Raw genomic sequence first — 17,793 nt, forward strand, 5'->3', positions numbered from 1 at the left:
GGCTGGGTCCCGTCGGCCCCCGTAGCTCAACGGATAGAGCAACGGCCTTCTAATCCGCAGGTTCCGGGTTCGAGTCCCGGCGGGGGCACCTCGCCCGCACGCACCCTGAGCGCGACCACGGCGCCGCCCGCGCCCCTGCCCTGCGCCCCCACCGGCCCCTGCCCGCGCGGACCTGGCGTGCCGCTGCCGCGCGCGTCCGCGCAGCAGCGGACAAAAGCGGTGACATCGCGCGTCCGCGCTGGTGGGATGGCCGCACCGAACACCACCGCGACCCACCCGGCGACCCCGGGTGCGCCGCCGCACGCCCCGGAGGCACCCATGCACCCGCTCATCACCCACGACGTCGCCCGCGCCGAGCACCGCGAGCGGCTCTCCGCCTCGAGCCTGCGCGAGCGCGACCAGCGCCGGGCGTCACGGCGCGCCGACGACCACGGCCGGCCACCGGAACGGCCGCAGCCGGGACGCCGGGCGTCCCGCCCGCACGACTGGGCGCTCACGTCCTGACGGGGCGCCGACATGCCGGCCCCCACGTCCCGACCGCACGGTCCCGCCCGCTCGACGCACGCACCACGGCCCTCGCCCGGAGATCCGGGCGAGGGCCGTGCCGCATGCGGGGACGGGCCGAGGGCCCCTCAGTCCAGCGGGCCGTAGAGCGCCGGGCTGGTCCGCGCGTGCGTCGCCTGCTCGAGGTCGTAGGCGAGCCCGAGCAGCGTCGCCTCGTCGAACGCGCGGCCGAGGAGCTCGAGGTTCACCCCCGCGCCCGTGATCGTGGCGTCGGCCTCGGTCGCCTGCCCCATCGGCACGGTCACGGCGGGCAGCCCCGTGTTCGGGCTGAGCCGCATGTTGGTGCCCTGCGTGCCGTACGGCGTGCCCGACGGGTACGCCAGCGCGTCGAGGTCGAGGTCGTCCATGAGCGCGGTGACGAGCGTCCGGCCCGTCGCCAGGGCGGTCGTGTGCGTCCCGGCAGGACCGGCCCACGCCTCGTACTGGGCGTCCGTCACGGCGGCGCGCTGCAGGTAGACGTTGCGGCGCGAGGTGACGAAGTGGTTCGTCGCGAGGATCCCCTCGATCGTGCGCGCCTCGACCTGCGGCGCGAGGTGGCGGTCGACGTACGCAGCGAGGTCACGTCGGAACTCGTTGGTGCTGCCGCTCGGCTCGTTGAGCACGGCCGCGAAGCCCGCGGGCGGCGCGACCTCGACGAGCGTCGCGCCCTGCGCCTCCAGCGCCCCGCGGGTCTGCTCCCACAGCCGGACCGTCGTGCGGTTCGTGCCGACCATCGACGGCACGTACCCGATCCGTGCGCCCTCCAGGGCGCCGGCGTCGAGCGCGGTCGTGTACGACTCCGGGACGCGGCCCTCCTGGGCGGACGTCACGGGGTCGGCCGGGTCGACGCCCACCACGGCGTCGAGCGCCACCGCCGCGTCCAGCACGGACCGCGTCATGGGGCCGCCCGTGTCCTGGCTCAGCGCGAGCGGGATGATCCCGTCCCGGCTCGCCAGTCCCACCGTGGGCCGGACGCCGACGAGCTGGTTGTAGGACGACGGCACGCGGATCGAGCCGCCGGTGTCCGTGCCGAACCCGACGCCCGCGAGGTTCGCCGCGATCGCCGCGCCCGTGCCGCCGCTCGACCCGCCCGCCGTCCGCGACGTCACGTACGGGCTCGCCACCGGCAGGGTCGCCCCGACCGGCTGCCCCGCCGAGAACTCGGACACGAAGCCGTACGCGAACTCGTCGAGGCTGGCCTTGGCGAGCACGACCGCACCGGCCGCCCGCAGGCCCGCGACCATCGTCGCGTCCGTGGCCGTCTGGTTGCCCGCCCAGCAGCCGCAGCCGCCGGTCGTCGGCATGTCGACCGTGTCGTAGTTGTCCTTCACGGCGACCGGGACGCCCAGGAGCATGCTCGTCATGCCGTCGGCGGCACGCTCGGCGTCCGCCGCCGCCGCCGCCGTCAGCGCCGACGCGTTCGTCGCGAGGACGGAGTTGAGGGCCCGCCCGCCGGCCGCCGGGTCGACGACGGCGCGGTCGTACGCCGCGATCCGGTCGAGGTACTCCTGCGTGATCTCCACCGAGGTGGTGACGCCGGCGTTCATGGCGGCCTGCATGTCGAGCACGCTGGCCTCGACCAGCTCGAACGGGCCGTCGTCGTAGACCATGCGCTGCGAGACGGCCGCCAGGTCGGCGACCGTGAGCACGCCGTCGCCGTCCACGTCCGCCACCGCGACGTCCGCCCAGCCGGGCGAGGCGGGCGTCGCACCGAGGCGCGCGGAGACCGCGGCGAGGTCGTCGGCGGTGACCTGCCGGTCACCCGTGACGTCGAGCTCGGTCCAGTACGGGGCGAGGAACGCGCCGGGCGCGGCGGTGGTCGTGGGGGCGGCGGGCGCCGGACCCGCCGCGAGGGCGGGCACCGCCGCACCGACGAGCGCGAGGCACGCGGCGGCGGCGACCGGGGCGACGCGGTGCCGGGGGTGTCGGTGCACGAGAGGGCTCCTGCGGGTCGGGGCGGCGACGTCCGCCGGCGGGGCGGGCACGGTGCGCGGCGTGGGGGTCATCGGGCGCTCACCACCCGGCGGCGGACGAGGAACGCGCCGACCGCGGCCGCGGCCGCGGCCAGGGCCACGAGGCCGGCGACGTCGGCGCCGGTCGCGCCGAGCGAGCCCGCACGCGGTCCGCGCACGGCGGCGGCTGCCGACGGCGTGGGCGTCGGCGCGCCGGGTGCGGCGACCGCGTCCTCCGGCACCGGGCTCGTGGTCGGGCTCGTGGTCGGGCTCGGCGTCGGGGTGGGCGCAGGGCTCGCGGGAGGCACGGGGGCCGCCGCGACGACCACGGTGGCGGTCGCGGCGTCGGTGAGCGTCGCGGCCGCGCCGTCGGTGCCCACGAGCGCGACCGTCCGGGCGGTCACCGCCGCCGTGCCCGCCCCGAGCGCGCGCAGGCGCAGCGTCGTCGTCGGGACGTCCCCGGTGAGACCGGGCGACGTGCCCAGCCGGGTGTGCCGCACCGTGACCGTCCCCGTCGCCGCCGTGGCGTCGTCGAAGCCGCCGTCGGGCGTGGCCGTCACGGCCTCGAACGCGAGGAGGTCCGGGTCGAAGGCGAGCGTCGCCTCGTAGGCGTACACGTCCGTCACCGCCCGCAGGTCCAGGCGCACGTCGACGGTCCCGCCGGCGGTGACCTCGGGCGTGGCGTCGAGCGCCACGCCGTCGACGGTCGGCGCGGCGGCCGCGGTCCCGGCCGTGGCGAGGGTCAGGCCGAGCGCCACGACGGCGGCGCGCAGCGCACCTCGTCGCGATCTCGACCTCGGGGTGCGGTCACGCATGTGCTGGTCCCTTCGAACGGTACGGCGGACCGGCGGACCGGCACGGCCGTGGGGGCGCCCCTGCGCCCCGCACGCTCGCAGCGCCGCGTTTCGCGCCGGTTGCCCGCACGTTGCCGCGACGGACCGCGCCTCCCGCGGGTGTCACGGGCGGGTGACACGTCCGGGCATCCGGTGCGATCCGGGCACACCGGGCCGGTGACCTGCACCCTCGCTGTCGTGGCGCGGCCCGTGCCCACCTCAAGGAGTCGCCCGTCGGAGCGTGCCGCGCCGCCGCGTCTCCGTGCCACCATGGCGCCATGACCGTCCCCGCCCGCCCCGGCCTCCGCGCGCGGGGGGCCTGATGGGCCGGCACGCGGGCCGCGAGACCCCGCCCGAGCCCTGGTCGCGGCGCCTCGCCGCGTCGGCGCTGCGGTGGGCCGGGCGGCTGGTGCTGGGCGCCGTGACGGGCGCGGTCGTGCTCGTCGCCCTGCGCTGGGCGGGCCTGGCGGGGACGTCCGCGACGACGCTCGCCGTCGGCGCCGGCGTCGTGGTGGTCCTGGCCGCGGCCGTCGCCGCCACGGTCCCCCCGCCGCCGCCCGCCCCGGACGACACGGCCCCGGGCGCCCCCGACGGGTGGACGCCAGGACGCCGGTCACACGGCTCCTGACCACACCCGCCTACGCTGTGCGGCGTGAGCACCCCAGGGACGTCCGCCAGCAGCGACAGCACCGACGCCACGACCTCCGTCCCCGCACCGGCCGCCGCGCAGACCAGCGCCGACCGCATCGTGTGGATCGACTGCGAGATGACGGGCCTGGACCTCGAGCGCGACGCGCTCGTCGAGGTCGCCGCCGTCGTGACGGACTCGGAGCTCAACGTGCTCGGCCAGGGGGTGGACGTGGTCGTCGCACCCCCGGCGGCGGCGCTGGAGCAGATGGGCGACTTCGTGCGCACCATGCACACCACCTCGGGCCTCCTGCCCGCGCTCGAGCACGGCGTGACCCTCGAGGAGGCGCAGCAGCAGGTCCTCGACTACGTGCGCCGGTGGGTGCCCGAGCCCGGCAAGGCGCCCCTGGCCGGCAACTCGGTCGGCACGGACAAGGCGTTCCTCGACCGCGACATGCCCGAGCTCGTCGGGCACCTGCACTACCGCGTCGTCGACGTCTCCTCCGTCAAGGAGCTGGCGCGCCGCTGGTACCCGCGCGTCTACTTCGCGGCGCCGGAGAAGAACGGCGGGCACCGCGCGCTCGCGGACATCCTCGAGAGCATCGACGAGCTCCGGTACTACCGCGCGGCGCTGCTCCCGGCGGCCCCCGGCCCGGACAGCGCGACGGCCCGCCGCGTCGCCGCCGAGGTCGTCGCCACGAGCGTCAAGCGGGGGGTCCTCGGGCAGTGAGCGCCCCGTCGTTCCCCGGCCTGGCCCGCCGCGGCCGGGGGACGCCGCAGCCTGGGAAGGCCAGGGCCTGGGAACGCCACGGCCCCGGGAACGCCGCAGGGCGCCGGCCGAAGGCCGACGCCCTGCGTCAGGAGGGTGGCTAACGGGACTTGAACCCGCGACCCCCTGGACCACAACCAGGTGCTCTACCTACTGAGCTATAGCCACCACGTGGCGCGCCGTGGCGCACCGCGGCCGTCCCGCTCACGCGGAGGGCCGACGAGAAGTGTAGCGGGTGCCGGGCACCCCTCTCGCACCCGCGCCCGGCGCCCCGGACGTGTGGCCGGTCACAGCCGCGCCGCGACCGCCTCCGCGAAGCGCTCCGCCGCACCGTCGGCGTGCGCGAGGAAGAGCGACGGCTCGGTCAGCTCGACCTCGAGCACGACCGGGTTGCCCTCGTCGTCCGGGATGAGGTCGACGCGCGTGTAGAGCAGGGGCGCCCGGTCCGGGAAGATCTCCGCGAGCGTCGCGACGACCCGGTCCCCCAGCTCGCGCTCGGCCGCGGTCGCCTCGCGCCCCGTCATGGCCTCGTCCCGGTGCAGCACGCCCTCGGCGTCGGCGGCCCGGTACGGCCCCTCCAGCTGGGGCGCCTTGCGCACCGCGTGGCTGAAGGCGCCGTCGACGTACACGAGGGCCGTCTCGCCCTCCGTGTCGACGCGCGTGAGGTAGCGCTGGAGCATGACGTGGCGGCCCACGGCCAGCAGGTTCTTCGCGTGCGTGATGGCCAGCGAGCGGGACGGGGTCTCCCCCGCGTCGTAGCGGCCCGTGTCGCGCGACCCCGCGCTCACCGTCGGCTTGATGACGAAGTCGCCGAACGCCGGGAACCGGGTGTGGATCGCACGGGCGTTCATCTGCCGCTCCGGGTCGAGCCAGATCGTCGGCACGATCGGGATGCCGCGCTGCTCGAGGTCCCGCAGGTACGTCTTGTCGATGTTCCAGGTCACGACGTCGGCCGGGTTGAGGAGGGTCGACGTCTGCTCGACGCGCCGCGTCCAGTCGCCGAACTGCGCGGGGCGGTCGGTGTAGTCCCACGTCGAGCGGATGAGGACGTGCGGGTACGCGCCCCAGTCCACGGTCGGGTCGTCCCACACGACGGCGTCCGTCGGCACGCCCCGGGCGGCCAGAGCGGCGCGCAGCGGGTGGTCGTCGGCGTCCAGCTCCGGCAGCTCGGCGCAGGTGGCCAGGGCGAGGCGTGCGGTGGGTTCGCTCACGAGGGGCACTGTACCCACGGCGTGTGACCGCATGACGACCGGGCGGTGACACCGGGTCGGAGGAGTCAGGCCGGTGCGGTCGCGGCCCCGGCCGCGGAGCCCGGGTGGTCGGCGGTGAGCCGGTGCAGGGCGCGCAGCACGGTGCGTGCCGACGCGGTCCCCACGACGCGGTCGCCGTCGAGGACCGGCAGCGACGGCTCCGCGTCCGCACCCGCCACGTCGGCGAGCGCCGCGACGACGTCGCCGAGCTCGTCGCCCACGTGCAGCGCCCGGGTGCCCCCGGCCGGGCCGGCACCCGCGGCGGGGACGGCGTCGAGGTCGACCGGCTGCAGTCGCCCGAGGGCGAGCAGCCGCGCCGTGCGCCCCCGCCCCACGAGGTCCGCGACCGCGGGCGACGCGGGACGCGCGAGCACCTCGAGCGGAGTGGCGAGCTGCTCCACGTGCGCGCCGGAGCTGAGGACGGCGACGCGGTCGGCCATGCGCACCGCCTCGTCGACGTCGTGGGTGACCATCATCACGGTGGTGCCGAGCTCGCGCTGCAGGCGCAGGAACTCGGTCTGCAGGCGTGCGCGTCCCGCCGGGTCGACGGCGCCGAACGGCTCGTCCATGAGCAGCACGGGCGGGTCCGCCGCCAGCGCCCGTGCGACGCCCACGCGCTGCCGCTCGCCGCCGGACAGCTCGTGCGGCCAGCGCCGCGCGTACCGGTCGGGAGGCAGACCGACCAGCTCGAGCAGCTCGGACACGCGCCGCCGCGTGCGTTCGCGGTCCCAGCCCAGCAGGCCGGGCACCGTGGCCACGTTCTGCGCGACCGTGCGGTGCCCGAACAGGCCGACGTCCTGGATGACGTAGCCGATGCGGCGGCGCAGGCGGACCGGGTCGACGTGCGTCACGTCCTCGTCGCCGAGCAGGATGCGGCCCGACGTCGGCTCGACGAGCCGGTTGGCCATCCGCAGCGTCGTGGACTTGCCGCAGCCGGACGGGCCCACGAGGACGAGCAGCTCGTGCGCGCGCACGGCCAGCGAGAGGTCGTCCACCGCCACGGACCCCGCGTACTCCTTGCGCACGCGGTCGAACCGGATGGCCGGCGGCGTGCCGCCCTCGTCGTCGGTCACGGCGAGCGACGCTACTGGTCGCCCCCGACAGCCGCGAGCGCGTCGACCGGCGGGGCCGCCGCCGTCGGTCACGGCCACGCGGGCCCGCCGACCGCCGGGACGCGGCTGTCGGCGGCCGTCGGTACGGTCGTCGGGTGCCTGCCGGTGCGGCCGTGCCCGCCGCCGCGAACCCGTGGCTCTCGTGGACCTACCTCGAGCGCAACGGGCAGGACGTCCTGCGCCACCTCGAGCAGCACGCGTCGCTGACCGCGCAGGCGGTCGTCGTCGCCCTCGTGCTCGCGCTGCCGCTCGCCGCGCTCGCGCACCTGCGGCCGCGGTGGGCGGGCGCCGTCCTCGCCGGGACGGGCGTGCTCTACACGGTGCCCTCGCTGGCCCTCTTCGCCGTGCTCGCCCCGTACACGGGCATCGGACGCACCACGGTGCTCATCGGGCTCGTGGTCTACGCGCTGCTCGTGCTGGTGCGCAACGTGCTCGCCGGGCTGCAGGGCGTGGACCCGGCGGTCCGCGACGCCGCCCGCGGGATGGGGTACGGGCGCGTCCGCACGCTCGTGTCGGTCGAGCTGCCGCAGGCGCTGCCGGCGGTCGTCACGGGGCTGCGCCTGGCGACCGTGAGCACCGTCGCGCTGGTGACGGTCGGGGTCGTCGTGGGCTACGGCGGGCTCGGGCAGCTCATGTTCCGCGGTTTCCGGAGCAACTACCGGGCCGAGGTCGTGACGGCGACGCTGCTGTGCCTGCTGCTCGCCCTCGCGGCGGACCTGCTGCTCGCGGCGCTCGGCCGGCTGCTCGTGCCGTGGCACCGGCCGTCGCGCCGTCGACGGTCCGGGGGCGCACCGCCGTCGGCGCAGCCGTCCGACCCGTCGGCGGACGCCGGCCGCCCCCGGGTCCCGACCGGGCAGGAGGCCGCGTGGACATCCTGACCGAGGCCTTCCGCTGGCTCAACGACCCCCTCAACTGGACCGGCCGGCGCGGCGTGCTCGCGCTCACGGCGGACCACCTGCAGGTGTCGGCCGTCGCCGCGCTCCTCGCCCTCGCCGTCGCGCTGCCGCTCGGCCTGTGGCTGGGGCACCGCGGTCGGGGCGCCACGGTCGGCGTGGTCGTCGCCAACACGACCCGCGCGGTGCCGACGCTCGCGCTGCTCATGCTGCTCGCCGCGAGCGGCTTCTTCGGCAACGGCGCGACCGCGGTCGCGTGCGCGGTGTTCGCCGTGCCGCCGATCCTGGCGAACGCCGTGACCGGGGTCGCCGGGGTGTCGCCCGCCGCCCGGGACGCGGCGCGCGGCGTCGGGATGTCGCCCGCGCGCGTGCTGTGGACGGTCGAGATCCCGCACGCCGTGCCGCTGGTCGCGGCCGGCATCCGCACCGGTGCCGTCCAGGTGCTCGCGACGGTGCCGCTCGCGGCGCTCGTCGGCGGCACCAGCCTCGGCACGGTGGTGGTCACCGGCTTCGGCACACTGCGCTACGGCCAGGCGCTGGCCGGCGGGTTGCTGGTCGCCGCCCTGTGCCTCGTCGTCGAGGGCGTCCTCGCGCTCGTCGAGCGGGCCGTCACACCGGCCGGGCTGCGGGCGCGGCGGCGGTCGGAGCGCGGGCGCGACCGTCCCGTACCCCGACGTGCTCCGGTTGCCGCCGTCGCGGGCGACAGGTCGAATGGGCCACGTCCCGGCTCCTGACGCGGACCGGCCCGCCGACCGGTCCCGCCTCCCGCGCCCCGTCCTCCCGCGGGCGGCGTCGACCTCCCGTCGGCCCCACCCTCCGCTTCCCGAACGCACGCACCGCGGCCCGTCCACCGGTACGGCCGCCCCACCGACAGGAGCACCACATGCGCACGTCACGGCGTCCCCGTACCGGCACCCTGGCCGTGCTCGCCGTCGCCACGCTCGCCCTCGCCGGCTGCGGGACGCCCGGGTCCGGCGGCGGGCAGGCGGAGCCAGCCCCCACGAGCAGCTCGGGGCTGGCCACGTGCGAGCCCGTCGCCGGCGAGAGCCTCGTCGTGCTCGAGGACGACCAGGGCCTGCAGAACGCCGACAACGTCATCCCGGCGGTCAACGCGCAGGTCGCGCAGCAGCACCCGGTCGTCGTCGAGCTGCTCGACCGCGTGTCGGCGGCGCTGGACACCGAGACCCTGATCGAGCTCAACAAGGCGGTCGACATCGACCGCCGCACCTCCGGCGAGGTGGCTCGGGAGTTCGTCGCGGACGAGGGCCTGGCGGCCGAGGAGCAGAGCGGCGCGGGCACGGCCCTCACCGTCGGGGCGGCGAACTTCTCCGAGAGCCTGACCCTCGCGGAGATCTACGCCGAGGTGCTGCGCACGGCCGGCTTCGACGCGCAGGCGCAGAGCATCGGCTCCCGCGAGACGTACCTGCCGGCGCTGCAGGACGGGACGCTCGCCGTCGTCCCCGAGTACGCGGCCACGCTCACGACGTACCTGGGCGCCCAGGTGAACGGCGCCGACGCCGAGTCCGGAGCCACCTCGGACGTGGAGGAGACGGTCGCGGCGCTCCGACCGCTCGCCGAGCAGAGCGGCCTCGTCGTCGGGGCGCCGTCGCAGGCGCAGGACCAGAACGCGTTCGCCGTCACCGCCGAGTTCGCGCAGGAGCACGACGTCGCGACGCTGTCCGACCTGGCCGCCACCTGCGGCGGCCTCGTGCTCGCCGGGCCGCCCGAGTGCCCCGAGCGGCCGTTCTGCCAGATCGGCCTGGAGGAGACGTACGGGCTCGACGTCGCCGAGTTCCGCTCCTACGAGCTCTCGCTCATCAGCACGGCCCTGCGGCAGGGCGACGCGGCCATCGGCCTCGTCCTGTCGTCCGACGGCTCGCTGGCCGCGACCGAGGACTGACGCCGTCGGTGCCCGGGGTCGCGGCACGCCACCGGCGCCGCGACCCCGGGCACCGCGCGGTCACCGTCCGTCCGACTCCAGCAGGCGCAGCCACACCTCGCTGAGCGTCGGGTAGGACGGCACGGCGTGCCAGAGCCGGTCGAGGGGCACCTCCCCGACGACCGCGACGGTCGCCGCGTGCAGCATGTCCGCCACGTCCGGCCCGACGAACGTGGCACCGACGAGGACGTCGCGGGCCCGGTCGACCACCACCTGCACGCGCCCCTCGTAGTGCTCGCCGGTCACGCTCGCCGCCGCGAGCGAGCCGAGGTCGTACCCGAGGACGGCCACGTCGAGCCCGTCCCGGCGCGCCTCCTCCTCCGTCCGTCCGACCCAGGCGACCTGCGGCCGCGTGAAGACGACCTGCGGCACCGCCGCCGCATCGGCGGTCGCGCGGTAGCGGCTCCACGGACCGGCCGCGGCCTCGCCGCCCCGCGAGAGCCCCCGCGGCACCTGCCTGCCCGGCTCCGTCCCCTCGGCACGCGGGTCGAAGCGGGCCGCGACCACGTCCCCGACGACGCGGGCGTCGTACTTGCCCTGGTGGGTGGTGCCCGTGCGGCCGGTCACGTCGCCGACGGCGAACAGCCAGCCGCCCTCGACGCCGCGGACCTGCAGCGCGTCGTCGACCTCGAGAGCGTCCCCCGGCGTCAGGCCCAGGACCTCCAGGCCGAGGTCGTCGGTGTTCGGTCGGCGACCCGTGGCGACGAGGACCTCGTCGGCGTCGACCTGCTCGAGGCCGGCCCCGCCGCCCTCGGGTGCGGCGTGCTCCACGGTGAGGTGCACGCCGTCCTCGTCGCGGGACGCCTCGACCACGGACGCCCCGAACGCGACCCGCACGCCGCGCTCGGTGAGCGCGCGTGCGAGGGCCTCCCCCGCGAACGGCTCGGCGCGCGGCAGGAGCCGGTCCCCGCGGACGAGGACGGTGACGGCGCTGCCCAGGTCGGCGAACGCGGTCGCCATCTCGACCGCGACGACGCCGCCGCCGACGACCGCGAGACGGGACGGCACGGTGTGCGCGCTCGTCGCCTCGCGGCTCGTCCACGGACGCACCCCGGTCAGCCCGCCGGCGCGCGGCACGTCGGCCGCGGACCCGGTGGCGACGACGACGGCGTGCCGCGCGACGACCCGCGTGTCGACGTCCTCACGCGTGACGACGAGCTCGCGCGGCCCCGTGAAGCGGGCCTGCCCCCGCAGCAGCGTGAGACCTGCGCCCTCGACCCACGCGACCTGCCCGGCGTCGTCCCAGTGCGACGTGACCTCGTCGCGGTGGGCGAGCACGGCGGCCACGTCCACGACGCCCGTCACGGCGGCCCCCGGGGCGTCGCGGGCGGCAGCGAGCGCGTCGCCGGCCCGCAGCAGGGCCTTGGAGGGCATGCACGCCCAGTAGGAGCACTCCCCGCCCACCAGCTGGGACTCCACGAGAGCCACCGACAGGCCGGTGCGCGAGGCCCGGTCCGCAGCGTTCTCCCCCACCGCCCCGGCGCCGAGCACCACGACGTCGAACTCCTGCACCTCGCTGCTCACGCTGCCTCCCCGTCGCCGCCACGTGCCCGCCGAGGCCCGGTGGGGCACCGTCAGCAGCGTGGCAGGCGCGGGCGGGCCGCACCACGGGGAGTCGCGGCGGGACGGGTGGCGGGGACGCGGGGCGCGGGCGGCGGCGCGAGCACCGCCGGGACGCACGAAGCCCCGCCAGGTCGTCGACCTGGCGGGGCTTCGTCGCTGGTACGCCCCCTGGGACTCGAACCCAGAACCCGCTGATTAAGAGTCAGCTGCTCTGCCAATTGAGCTAGAGGCGCGCGGCTCGTAGAGATTAGCAGGACGCGGACGCCGGCAGCGAACCGGAAAGGCCGTCCAGGGCGCCTCTGTGACCACCCTCACGGACGTGGACCGGACCGGCGGTGCAGGTCAGGACGCTGACGGGCCCGCCACGCCGTCCGCGGGAGCGTCGCCGTCCCACCACGCGTCCTCGGGCAGCCCCTCGTCGGCGAGCAGGTCCGCGGACGTGTCCCCCGTCGGCGTCAGCAGGTCGACCAGCAGCGCGAGCGGCACGTGCTCGGCGAGCAGCTCCTGCGCGTGCTGCGTCGCGTCGACGCCGCGCATGCCGACCACCTGCTCGAGCGCCTGGACGGACTCGGGCATCTCGTCACCGGCGTCCGACGTGCCGGGCACCGCGCGCTCCGCGCCCTCCGGCGCCGGCCTGACCGCTGGCTCGTCCGGCGTCACCCCGTCCGGGGTCGTCCGCTCCACGTCCACGTCGCCACCTCGTCCCCGGCCGTCCGGCCCGGTCGTCCTCGTCCCCGCCTCGTTCCTGCGTCCATCATGCGCCGGACGTGGGGCCCGGGCCGCCGCTGCGGACCCACCCGGTACAACGTCACAGATAGAGGCCGGTTCCCTCGCCCGTGACGCGTGGCTGCGCGACGCCGTGCACGTCCTTCTCGCGCAGCAGCAGGTAGGTGCTGCCGTCGAGCTCGACCTCGGCGCGGTCCTCCGGGTCGAACAGGACGCGGTCGCCGACCTCCACCTGCCGCACGTGCTGACCGACGGCCACCACGTCCGCCCAGGCGAGCCGCTTGCCCATCGCCGCCGTCGCCGGGATGACGATCCCCGCGCTCGACCGCCGCTCCGCGGGGTCGCCGTCCACGGCCACGAGGAGCCGGTCGTTCAGCATGCGGATGGGCAGGTCGCCGGTGCGGTCGGGGGTCGGTGCGCTCACACGTCCGACGCTACCCGGCGCACGTAGGGTGGTCGCCGTCCCGTCCCCACCCACGCCCAGGAGCGCCCGTGCCCCGCCTCGCCGTCGGCGACACCGCCCCCGACTTCACGCTGCCGACCGCGGACGGCGGCACCGTCACGCTGTCCGACCTGCGCGGGCAGCGGGTCGTCGTGTACTTCTACCCCGCGGCGGGCACGCCGGGCTGCACGACGCAGGCCTGCGACTTCCGCGACTCGCTCGCCTCCCTGCAGGGAGCCGGCTACGCGGTGGTGGGCGTGTCCCCCGACGAGGTCGCCAAGCTCGCGGCGTTCGCCGAGGCGGAGCACCTGACGTTCCCGCTCGCGTCGGACCCGTCGCACGCGGTGCTCGAGGCGTGGGGCGCCTGGGGCGAGAAGAAGAACTACGGGCGGACGGTCACGGGCGTGATCCGCTCGACGGTCGTCGTCGACCCCGAGGGGCGCGTCGCGCTCGCGCAGTACAACGTGCGCGCCACGGGCCACGTGGCGAAGCTGCGCCGGGACCTGGGCATCGACCCGCGCCCCTGACCCTCCGCGTCGAGGGGGCGCGCGAGGGGCGTGTGCCACACTCGACCGGCCGCGGGAGTGGTGAAACGGCAGCCACGCCAGGTTTAGGTCCTGGTGCCCGAGAGGGCGTGCGGGTTCGACTCCCGCCTCCCGCACCACGCGACGCCGCCGGGGCGCACGGCACGGCACCGGCGTCGCGGGTCCCGAGGGACAACGCGACGCCGGTGCCGCCGGCAGTGCCGGCCCGGATCAGCGGAACGGCAGGGTCACCACGGAGTCACCCGTCGTGACGGTGCTGGGCGCCGACCCGATCGCGTTCCAGAGCGCCACCCGCACGGTGCCGCCCCGCAGGTCGCCGAGCGCACCCGTCGCCCGCTCGAGCCCTGCGGCCTGCGTGTACCGCTCGGCCCCGGGGACCGGGTCCGTCGCCAGGTAGCGGTACACCTCGACGCGGTCCCACGTCCCGTCGCCGGTCAGGTCGTACGACACGGAGACGCGCGTGCCGTTGCCGACCGTGGTGCTCGCGTCGATGCCGAGGTCGAACGCCGTCGCGGCACCCGTCGCCCGGCCCGTCAGGCCCGTGGCCTGCAGGACGAGCGCGCCGGCCGGCTCCGTGGCGGTGTCGATGCCGGCCGCCGCGGGCACGGTGAGCGTGCCCGTCGCGCCCGGGGCCGCGACGAGGCGACCCGACGCTGCCGGTGCGAGCACGAAGCCCGGTGCCGGGGTCGGGGACGCGGTCGGGGTGGGCGTCGGGGCCGGAGTCGCCGTGGGCGTCGGCGTCGGCTTCGGCGTCCTGGTCGGCGTCGGCGTCGGCTCCCCGCTGGGCGCCGGCGTGGGCGACGTCGTCGGTGCCGGGCCGCCCGGTGCGCCGCCGCCGCTCCAGCGGTGCGCTCCCGTCGCGACGGTGCGGCCCGCGGGGACCTCCACGCGCGTGCCGTCGGAGAACGTGACGACCCGGGTGCGCGACGTGACGTTCGCGGCCACGTACGTGCGCCGGCCGTCCTGCGAGAACACCGCCGAGAGCGGGTTGTCGCCGTGCACCGACGCGTCGAGCGTGCCGAGCGCCGCCAGGTTGGCGATCCAGTGGTAGGTGTGCGCCCGCGACTCGCCCTCCTCGACCGGGTAGCCGGGGTCGGCGTCGAGCAGGCGCAGCGCCCGCGGGGCGTCGCCGAGCGCGAGGTAGCTCCACAGGATGTCCTGCCACACCGTCGGCGGGCCGCCGTTGGCCTCCTCGAGCTCGGCGTAGTTCTCCACCACGTCGTCCGGCCGCAGGCCGAGGTACAGGTGCGACCCGGTGATGGGCAGGGTGTTGATGCCCTGGATCATCTCGGCCTCGCCGCTGAACCACGTCGAGTACGTGCCGCCGTCGCCCCAGACCATGCCGAGCGTCGAGTGGCCGAAGCCGTCCGGGATCGCCTCCGCCTGGTCGAACCAGTACTCCTGGATCGCGGCGGCCTGCGTCGCGTACAGGTACGCGCCCGCGTCGCGCACGGCCGTGTCCCCGGTCGCCTCGCCCCACTGCACGAGCGCCCCGGCGAAGTTCATGCCCTCGGAGCTCGACTCCTGGTTGTTGCCGGCGACGAACGCCGCGTGCCCCGCCGCCCAGTCGTGGCCGGCGTAGATGTCGAAGTCGCGCAGGTACGGGAAGCGTGTCTCGTCGCGGTCGTAGCCGTTCGCGTCGCGCACGAGCAGGTCGACCATGCCGCCGTACTGCTCGTCGTCCGCCCACGCGGGGTCGAAGCGGGCCAGCGTGGCCGCCGCGGCGACGTAGTAGCCGTAGTGGAAGTGGTGGTCGTTCAGCTCGGTGTCCGAGCCGTACGAGCCGGGGTAGCCGATGAGCGTGCCCCAGCGCGCGTCGTACGCGAACAGCTGCTCCGTCTCGCCGGGACCGGCGGTGAACCAGTCCGTCAGGGTGGCGCGGATGCGCTCGAGCGCCGCGTCCCGCAGGTCCGTGCGGCCCAGCTGGTCGGCGATCTCCACGATGCGCGTCGCGCGTCCCAGGGCCTTGCCCGTCCAGTACGTGTCGGCGCGCAGCACCGGCATCGGGTCGGCCGCGACCTCGTCGAGCAGCGCGTCGAGCCGCTCGCGCGCGTCCCCGGTCGCCGTCGCGACCGCCGGGAGCTCCGGCAGCACCCCGGTGAACGGCGTGCGCGTGGTGAACGCCGTCGCGCCGACGTACGCCGTCATCCGGCCCCGTGCGCTGGGGTACGTGCCGAAGGCGGACCCGCCCGCCACGTCGTCCACGTACCGCTGCTGGTGCGGGTACAGCGCGACCAGCGTGCCCCGCGCCGTTCCCTCGAGCGGGGTCGTGGTCAGGCGGTAGGTCGTGACGACCTCCCCGTCCTCCGGCACGTAGGAGTAGTCCGCGCGGGTGTCGGTCACCTCGGCGAACGCGACCGGCGCGAGCGCGCGCAGCGCCGCCCGCCGCTCGTCGTCGGTGGAGGACGCGTCCGTGGTCAGGGCGCCGACCGCGAGGTAGCCCTTGCCCGCGAGCGACGAGCGCAGCGTCGAGCCGTCGACCGTCCACGAGGCGCCGGTCGGCGCGAACGCGGCGTAGTCGTGCCCGTTCGCGGTGAAGCCGAGCGTCGCGCCGTCGCGGGACCAGACGCGCACCGCCGCCGACGACGTGAGGACGGCGTCGCCGCCCTCGACGTGGTACCAGCTGACGGGCAGGCCGTGGCCGATCGTCGCGCGCAGCTCCTGCTGACCGTCCGACCACGCCGGCGTGACGGTCCAGTCGGACCAGTCCGCGACCTGCACGACGGGCGCGTCGAGGCCCTCGACCCCGACGTGGACGTCCTCGGCGTAGGAGAAGTGGAACTCGCCGATGCCGCCCGGCGTCCCCGACAGGGTCGCCTCGCGCGGCGTCGAGAGGCCGAGGCCGCCCGGCGTCGGCTGGTACGAGACCGGGTGGGCGTGCAGCGGGTTGCTCGTGCGGCACTCCAGCCGCTTGTAGAGCAGGGACGACCACCAGTCGTTGGTGGGCAGCGCGCCGTCCGGGGCGTCGGCGGTGAGGGCCGACCGCGGGTCGGCCTCGGTCGCGTCGCACCCCTCGGGCGTGGGACCGACCGGTGTCGCCGCGTAGCTGCCGGCGCCCACGGGGACCACATCGGCCCCGGACGCGACCTGCGGCAGGAGGACGACTCCCCCGGCCGCGACGGCGAGTGCGGCGAGCGCGGCGACGGACCGTCGCCGTCGCTTAGTCGACGGTCGGTCGTGACCGGACGTCGACCAGGACGTGGGCACGGCGGTGCCCGGTGGCAGGGACGTGTTGTGCATCGGAGAACCCCCTGACGGCGCCCTCCGGGGGGCGGTGGCGCCGCCGTCTCGTCGGGCCGGCTCCGTTGCCGACCCGTTCCGCTCCCGGCGCGACCCCCGTTGGCCACGCACGGCGTGGAAGCGATCTCACCACGGTAGGAACGATTCGTGCGCCGTGCATCCCGGGCGCCTCAGCCCGTCCTCAGGTGGTCTGTGTCCACCGGCACCACGCGCCGAGGGGCGCCCGCCGTGACCGGCGGACGCCCCTCGGGACGGTGCTGCTGCGCCCGGCGTACGGGCGGCGGGTCAGGCCTGGGCGGTCGCGCCCTGACGGGCGGCGATCTGCGCGCGGACCTCGTCCATGTCCAGCTCCTTCACCGCGCTGACGACCTGCTCCAGCGCGGGCGCCGGCAGGGCGCCGGCCTGGTTGAAGACGAGGATGCCGTCCCGGAACGCCATCAGCGTCGGGATCGAGGTGATCTGGAGCTCCGCGGCGAGCTGCTGCTCGGCCTCCGTGTCGACCTTCGCGTGCACGATCTCCGGGTGCTGCTCGGACGACGCCTCGAACACCGGGCCGAACATGCGGCACGGGCCGCACCAGGACGCCCAGAAGTCCACCAGCACGATGTCGTTGTCCTTGATGGTGTCGGCGATCGTGTCGGCGGTCAGCGCTGTCGTGGCCATGTGCTCTCTCCTCCGTGCGGTTGCGCCCCGTACAGCGCGTGGAGGGTCCCCGGTATTCCAGGCACCGGCCCTGCGTGTACGCGGCGTCCCGCGCGCCGCTGGTCCGGGCACGGCCCGGCACGCGGTAGAACTGCACGGTGACCGCGTCCGCCGAGTTCCCCCGCGACCCCGAGCGCCCCGCCGGCTGGCTCAGCCCGGAGCAGATCTCCACCGTCCGCAGCCAGGTGCCCGTCCTCTACGTCGATGCCGTGCCGGTGCGCGTCGACGAGTCCGGTGACGTCGTCGGGGTGGGGCTCCTGCTGCGCGTCACGCCCGAGGGCGTCATGTCCCGGGCGCTCGTGTCCGGGCGCGTCATGCACCACGAGCGCGTGCGCGACGCGCTGCTGCGGCACATCGAGAAGGACCTCGGCCCGATGGCGCTGCCGCACGTGCCCGCGTCGCCGCAGCCGTTCACCGTCGCCGAGTACTTCCCCACGCCCGGGGTGACGCCGTACCACGACCCCCGCCAGCACGCCGTGTCCCTCGCCTACGTCGTGCCCGTCGCCGGCGACTGCCGGCCCCAGCAGGACGCGCTCGACCTCGCGTGGCTCACGCCGGAGGAGGCGTGCACCGAGGCCGTCCAGGTCGAGATGAACGGCGGGCAGGGGCTGCTCCTGCGCCAGGCCATGGCCTGGGTGGGTCGCCTGCCGTAGCCGG

General features: G+C 76.2%; 17 protein-coding genes and 4 tRNA genes. 10 read left to right on the plus strand and 11 right to left on the minus strand.

The window, feature by feature from the left end; translation table 11 throughout:
- The first annotated feature begins 15 nt into the window (after positions 1–15).
- Both FB586_RS17005 and FB586_RS17010 read left to right on the plus strand, forming a co-directional pair.
- Positions 16–88 (plus strand) — tRNA-Arg (locus FB586_RS17005).
- Between the two features lie 158 nt (positions 89–246).
- Positions 247–504, plus strand: coding sequence for a hypothetical protein (locus FB586_RS17010; protein WP_136520525.1), 258 nt, complete (start codon positions 247–249; stop codon positions 502–504).
- A gap of 128 nt (positions 505–632) precedes the next feature.
- On the opposite strand, the gene FB586_RS17015 is transcribed toward FB586_RS17010, so the two are convergent.
- Positions 633–2,477, minus strand: coding sequence for an amidase family protein (locus FB586_RS17015; protein ID WP_246036878.1), 1,845 nt, complete (start codon positions 2,475–2,477; stop codon positions 633–635).
- 68 nt (positions 2,478–2,545) lie between these two features.
- The gene (locus FB586_RS17020) at positions 2,546–3,310 is read right to left on the minus strand and encodes a cohesin domain-containing protein (protein WP_136520527.1); all 765 of its coding nucleotides are present in this window, start codon (positions 3,308–3,310) and stop codon (positions 2,546–2,548) included.
- 340 nt (positions 3,311–3,650) lie between these two features.
- Here FB586_RS17020 and FB586_RS17025 point away from each other — a divergent pair, with 340 nt between their 5' ends.
- Positions 3,651–3,956 carry a hypothetical protein gene (locus FB586_RS17025; protein ID WP_136520528.1) on the plus strand — a complete coding sequence of 102 codons (306 nt, stop codon included), beginning with the start codon at positions 3,651–3,653 and terminating at the stop codon, positions 3,954–3,956.
- A gap of 24 nt (positions 3,957–3,980) precedes the next feature.
- Positions 3,981–4,685, plus strand: a complete 705-nt coding sequence (gene orn, locus FB586_RS17030; RefSeq protein WP_136520529.1) for an oligoribonuclease — start codon at positions 3,981–3,983, stop codon at positions 4,683–4,685.
- Between the two features lie 134 nt (positions 4,686–4,819).
- Here the strand turns inward: orn and FB586_RS17035 are convergent.
- The 3 genes from FB586_RS17035 to FB586_RS17045 all read right to left on the minus strand — a co-directional run bounded on the left by FB586_RS17035 (position 4,820) and on the right by FB586_RS17045 (position 7,047).
- A tRNA-His gene (locus tag FB586_RS17035) sits at positions 4,820–4,892 on the minus strand.
- A 119-nt stretch (positions 4,893–5,011) separates the two neighbouring features.
- Positions 5,012–5,935, minus strand: a complete 924-nt coding sequence (locus tag FB586_RS17040; protein WP_246036880.1) for an ATP-grasp domain-containing protein — start codon at positions 5,933–5,935, stop codon at positions 5,012–5,014.
- Positions 5,936–6,000: 65 nt separating this feature from the next.
- Complete coding sequence (locus FB586_RS17045; protein ID WP_136520531.1) at positions 6,001–7,047, minus strand: ABC transporter ATP-binding protein; 1,047 nt, start codon at positions 7,045–7,047, stop codon at positions 6,001–6,003.
- 134 nt (positions 7,048–7,181) lie between these two features.
- Here FB586_RS17045 and FB586_RS17050 point away from each other — a divergent pair, with 134 nt between their 5' ends.
- The 3 genes from FB586_RS17050 to FB586_RS17060 all read left to right on the plus strand — a co-directional run bounded on the left by FB586_RS17050 (position 7,182) and on the right by FB586_RS17060 (position 9,879).
- On the plus strand, positions 7,182–7,964 hold the full coding sequence (locus FB586_RS17050; protein WP_136520532.1) for an ABC transporter permease: 783 nt from the start codon (positions 7,182–7,184) through the stop codon (positions 7,962–7,964).
- Positions 7,952–8,713, plus strand: a complete 762-nt coding sequence (locus FB586_RS17055) for an ABC transporter permease (protein WP_136520533.1) — start codon at positions 7,952–7,954, stop codon at positions 8,711–8,713. Before FB586_RS17050 ends, FB586_RS17055 begins: the two co-directional genes overlap by 13 nt.
- A 149-nt stretch (positions 8,714–8,862) precedes the next feature.
- Positions 8,863–9,879 carry a glycine betaine ABC transporter substrate-binding protein gene (locus FB586_RS17060; protein WP_136520534.1) on the plus strand — a complete coding sequence of 339 codons (1,017 nt, stop codon included), beginning with the start codon at positions 8,863–8,865 and terminating at the stop codon, positions 9,877–9,879.
- 60 nt (positions 9,880–9,939) lie between these two features.
- On the opposite strand, the gene FB586_RS17065 is transcribed toward FB586_RS17060, so the two are convergent.
- The 4 genes from FB586_RS17065 to FB586_RS17080 all read right to left on the minus strand — a co-directional run bounded on the left by FB586_RS17065 (position 9,940) and on the right by FB586_RS17080 (position 12,586).
- The gene (locus FB586_RS17065) at positions 9,940–11,442 is read right to left on the minus strand and encodes a dihydrolipoyl dehydrogenase family protein (RefSeq protein ID WP_136520535.1); all 1,503 of its coding nucleotides are present in this window, start codon (positions 11,440–11,442) and stop codon (positions 9,940–9,942) included.
- 196 nt (positions 11,443–11,638) lie between these two features.
- A tRNA-Lys gene (locus FB586_RS17070) sits at positions 11,639–11,714 on the minus strand.
- A gap of 109 nt (positions 11,715–11,823) precedes the next feature.
- Entirely contained in the window at positions 11,824–12,171 is a 348-nt protein-coding gene (locus FB586_RS17075; protein WP_136520536.1) for a hypothetical protein, read from the minus strand.
- A 118-nt stretch (positions 12,172–12,289) separates the two neighbouring features.
- On the minus strand, positions 12,290–12,586 hold the full coding sequence (locus tag FB586_RS17080; RefSeq protein ID WP_136520800.1) for a GroES family chaperonin: 297 nt from the start codon (positions 12,584–12,586) through the stop codon (positions 12,290–12,292).
- Between the two features lie 113 nt (positions 12,587–12,699).
- Between FB586_RS17080 and bcp the strand changes: the two genes are divergently transcribed.
- Both bcp and FB586_RS17090 read left to right on the plus strand, forming a co-directional pair.
- Entirely contained in the window at positions 12,700–13,176 is a 477-nt protein-coding gene (gene bcp, locus FB586_RS17085) for a thioredoxin-dependent thiol peroxidase (RefSeq protein WP_136520537.1), read from the plus strand.
- A 51-nt stretch (positions 13,177–13,227) separates the two neighbouring features.
- Positions 13,228–13,313, plus strand: a tRNA-Leu gene (locus FB586_RS17090).
- A gap of 91 nt (positions 13,314–13,404) precedes the next feature.
- On the opposite strand, the gene FB586_RS17095 is transcribed toward FB586_RS17090, so the two are convergent.
- Entirely contained in the window at positions 13,405–16,434 is a 3,030-nt protein-coding gene (locus FB586_RS17095) for a glycosyl hydrolase (RefSeq protein WP_136520538.1), read from the minus strand.
- Positions 16,435–16,719: 285 nt separating this feature from the next.
- Entirely contained in the window at positions 16,720–17,097 is a 378-nt protein-coding gene (gene trxA / locus FB586_RS17100) for a thioredoxin (protein ID WP_136520539.1), read from the minus strand.
- Between the two features lie 137 nt (positions 17,098–17,234).
- Here trxA and FB586_RS17105 point away from each other — a divergent pair, with 137 nt between their 5' ends.
- Entirely contained in the window at positions 17,235–17,789 is a 555-nt protein-coding gene (locus tag FB586_RS17105) for an NUDIX hydrolase family protein (protein WP_136520540.1), read from the plus strand.
- Positions 17,790–17,793: the final 4 nt, after the last annotated feature.

Source organism: Cellulomonas telluris (assembly GCF_004886325.1).
Lineage (GTDB): Bacteria > Actinomycetota > Actinomycetes > Actinomycetales > Cellulomonadaceae > Cellulomonas > Cellulomonas telluris.

Excerpts from the sequence above, each read along its gene's own strand:
- trxA (WP_136520539.1), bottom strand. The coding sequence starts at position 17,097 with ATGGCCACGACAGCGCTGACCGCCGACACGATCGCCGACACCATCAAG.
- FB586_RS17095 (WP_136520538.1), bottom strand. The coding sequence starts at position 16,434 with ATGCACAACACGTCCCTGCCACCGGGCACCGCCGTGCCCACGTCCTGG.
- FB586_RS17060 (WP_136520534.1), top strand. The coding sequence starts at position 8,863 with ATGCGCACGTCACGGCGTCCCCGTACCGGCACCCTGGCCGTGCTCGCC.
- FB586_RS17020 (WP_136520527.1), bottom strand. The coding sequence starts at position 3,310 with ATGCGTGACCGCACCCCGAGGTCGAGATCGCGACGAGGTGCGCTGCGC.
- FB586_RS17010 (WP_136520525.1), top strand. The coding sequence starts at position 247 with ATGGCCGCACCGAACACCACCGCGACCCACCCGGCGACCCCGGGTGCG.
- FB586_RS17025 (WP_136520528.1), top strand. The coding sequence starts at position 3,651 with ATGGGCCGGCACGCGGGCCGCGAGACCCCGCCCGAGCCCTGGTCGCGG.
- FB586_RS17080 (WP_136520800.1), bottom strand. The coding sequence starts at position 12,586 with ATGCTGAACGACCGGCTCCTCGTGGCCGTGGACGGCGACCCCGCGGAG.